6 protein-coding genes are annotated in these 1,666 nt (G+C 39.1%); all 6 read right to left on the bottom strand.

Annotation, left to right across the window (positions count from 1 at the left end; genetic code table 11):
* On the bottom strand, nucleotides 1–192 hold a 192-nt coding region (locus F6K40_RS24555), incomplete at its 3' end, for a hypothetical protein (RefSeq protein ID WP_293139720.1).
* A gap of 59 nt (nucleotides 193–251) precedes the next feature.
* On the bottom strand, nucleotides 252–464 hold the full coding sequence (locus F6K40_RS24550) for a hypothetical protein (protein WP_293139719.1): 213 nt from the start codon (nucleotides 462–464) through the stop codon (nucleotides 252–254).
* A gap of 59 nt (nucleotides 465–523) precedes the next feature.
* Nucleotides 524–736 (bottom strand): hypothetical protein, encoded by a 213-nt coding sequence (locus tag F6K40_RS24545; RefSeq protein WP_293139718.1) that lies wholly within the window; start codon nucleotides 734–736, stop codon nucleotides 524–526.
* A 404-nt stretch (nucleotides 737–1,140) separates the two neighbouring features.
* Entirely contained in the window at nucleotides 1,141–1,281 is a 141-nt protein-coding gene (locus F6K40_RS24540) for a hypothetical protein (protein ID WP_293139717.1), read from the bottom strand.
* The gene (locus F6K40_RS24535) at nucleotides 1,278–1,418 is read right to left on the bottom strand and encodes a hypothetical protein (protein WP_293139716.1); all 141 of its coding nucleotides are present in this window, start codon (nucleotides 1,416–1,418) and stop codon (nucleotides 1,278–1,280) included. The genes F6K40_RS24540 and F6K40_RS24535 overlap by 4 nt, the downstream gene beginning before the upstream one ends.
* Nucleotides 1,419–1,477: 59 nt before the next feature.
* Nucleotides 1,478–1,666 (bottom strand): hypothetical protein (locus F6K40_RS24530; RefSeq protein WP_293139715.1); only part of this gene is annotated, 189 nt, incomplete at its 5' end.

The raw sequence follows: 1,666 nt of genomic DNA, 5'->3' as shown, positions 1-1,666 counted from the left end.
TCTCTTGTTGCTAGACACGGTCCGAGTCGATCTTTTTCTCTCCATATCTTTGCCATTGATAATTTTCTCCAGGCAATCTTTTTTTGACTCTCTTTCCAGAATAAGTCGGAAAGAATCAGGTAGAAAAATTCTGGTTTCTCTTGTTGCTAGACACGGTCCGAGTCGATCTTTTTCTCTCCATATCTTTGCCATTGATAATTTTCTCCAAGCAATCTTTTTTTGACTCTCTTTCCAGAATAAGTCGGAAAGACTCAGGTAGAAAATTTTTGGTTTCTCTTGTTGCTAGACACGGTCCGAGTCGATCGTTTTCTCTCCATATCTTTGCCATTGATAATTTTCTCCAAGCAATCTTTTTTTGACTCTCTTTCCAGAATAAGTCGGAAAGACTCAGGTAGAAAATTTTTGGTTTCTCTTGTTGCTAGACACGGTCCGAGTCGATCGTTTTCTCTCCATATCTTTGCCATTGATAATTTTCTCCAGGCAATCTTTTTTTGACTCTCTTTCCAGAATAAGTCGGAAAGAATCAGGTAGAAAAATTCTGGTTTCTCTTGTTGCTAGACACGGTCCGAGTCGATCTTTTTCTCGCCATATCTCTGCCATTGATAATTTTCTCCAGGCAATCTTTTTTTGACTCTCTTTCCAGAATAAGTCTCAAAGACTCAGGCAGAAAATTTCTACTTTCTCTTGTTGCTAGACACGGTCCGAGTCGATCTTTTTCTCTCCATATCTTTGCCATTGATAATTTTCTCCAGGCAATATTATTTTGCCTCTCTTTCCAGAATAAGTCGGAAAGAATCAGGTAGAAAATTTCTACTTTCTCTTGTTGCTAGACACGGTCCGAGTCGATCTTTTTCTCTCCATATCTTTGCCATTGATAATTTTCTCCAGGCAATATTATTTTGCCTCTCTTTCCAGAATAAGTCGGAAAGAATCAGGTAGAAAATTTCTACTTTCTCTTGTTGCTAGACACGGTCCGAGTCGATCTTTTTCTCCCCATGTCTTTGCCATTAATAATTTTCTCCAGGCAATATTATTTTGCCTCTCTTTCCAGAATAAGTCGGAAAGACTCAGGTAGAAAATTTCTACTTTCTCTTGTTGCTAGACACGGTCCGAGTCGATCTTTTTCTCCCCATGTCTGTGTCATTGATAATTTTCTCCAGGCAATCTTTTTTTTGACTCATTTTCCAGAATAAGTCGGAAAGAATCAGGCAGAAAATTTCTGGTTTCTCTTGTTGCTAGACACGGTCCGAGTCGATCTTTTTCTCCCCATGTCTGTGTCATTGATAATTTTCTCCAGGCAATCTTTTTTTTGACTCATTTTCCAGAATAAGTCGGAAAGAATCAGGCAGAAAATTTCTACTTTCTCTTGTTGCTAGACACGGTCCGAGTCGATCTTTTTCTCGCCATGTCTGTGTCATTGATAATTTTCTCCAGGCAATCTTTTTTTGACTCTCTTTCCAGAATAAGTCGGAAAGAATCAGGTAGAAAATTTCGGGTTTCTCTTGTTGCTAGACACGGTCCGAGTCGATCTTTTTCTCCCCATGTCTGTGTCATTGATAATTTTCTCCAGGCAATCTTTTTTTGACTCTCTTTCCAGAATAAGTCGGAAAGAATCAGGTAGAAAATTTCGGGTTTCTCTTGTTGCTAGACACGGTCCGAGTCGATC

The sequence above is a fragment of the Okeania sp. SIO3I5 genome, assembly GCF_010672085.1.
Taxonomy (GTDB): Bacteria; Cyanobacteriota; Cyanobacteriia; order Cyanobacteriales; family Microcoleaceae; genus Trichodesmium.
This window is presented reverse-complemented; position numbering and strand designations above follow the sequence as displayed.

Excerpts from the sequence above, each read along its gene's own strand:
- F6K40_RS24545 (WP_293139718.1), bottom strand. The coding sequence starts at position 736 with ATGGCAAAGATATGGAGAGAAAAAGATCGACTCGGACCGTGTCTAGCA.
- F6K40_RS24550 (WP_293139719.1), bottom strand. The coding sequence starts at position 464 with ATGGCAAAGATATGGAGAGAAAACGATCGACTCGGACCGTGTCTAGCA.
- F6K40_RS24540 (WP_293139717.1), bottom strand. The coding sequence starts at position 1,281 with ATGACACAGACATGGGGAGAAAAAGATCGACTCGGACCGTGTCTAGCA.
- F6K40_RS24535 (WP_293139716.1), bottom strand. The coding sequence starts at position 1,418 with ATGACACAGACATGGCGAGAAAAAGATCGACTCGGACCGTGTCTAGCA.